We start from the raw sequence: 574 nt of genomic DNA, 5'->3' as shown, positions 1-574 counted from the left end.
AAATTCATGTTGGCTATTACAGGGAATATTAGCATTCATCATACTACTATTTGATTCGAAAGAATCAAATGCTAATTTTTCTTCTTCACTTGAGGCAGTATGCTCTACATTATTGTGTAAGAAAACATTAATTGCACGTTGAATTGCACATCTAAATGCTAAAGTGTTTTGTTTATCAAACGCCTGTTTCTTTTCAAGATCAGCACGTAAGTTAGTGCCCTTCATATAATCAATTAAGAATTCTTTGAAATCTTGGATTTTTTCAACAGGAACTTGTGTAATCATCTTTTCTTTAACAGTAAATAAAATGATTGCCTCATCAGTTTGTGAATATGGTTTATTTGGCGCTTGTTTAATAATCGCCATTACTGATTTACCCAAATCTAAAATCCGTTTCGTTTCTTCATCTAAATCAGAACCAAATTGACTAAACGCTTCAAGTTCACGGTAGTTAGCTAATTCTAATTTTAATGAAGCTCCTGTTTGTTTAATTGATTTGATTTGTGCAGCAGATCCAACCCGGCTCACTGATTGACCAGCATCAATCGCAGGACGTTGCCCAGCGTTGAATAAT

1 pseudogene is annotated in these 574 nt (G+C 33.8%); it reads right to left on the bottom strand.

The features are described from left to right. A pseudogene (locus UDIV_RS04050) lies at nt 1-574 on the bottom strand (F0F1 ATP synthase subunit alpha); the annotation flags it as partial.

Origin of the sequence: Ureaplasma diversum NCTC 246, from assembly GCF_000731915.1 — a bacterium.
Classification (GTDB): domain Bacteria; phylum Bacillota_I; class Bacilli_A; order Mycoplasmatales; family Mycoplasmoidaceae; genus Ureaplasma; species Ureaplasma diversum.
The sequence above is the reverse complement of the archived record's forward strand: the minus strand, read 5'-3'. Positions and strand labels throughout refer to the sequence as shown.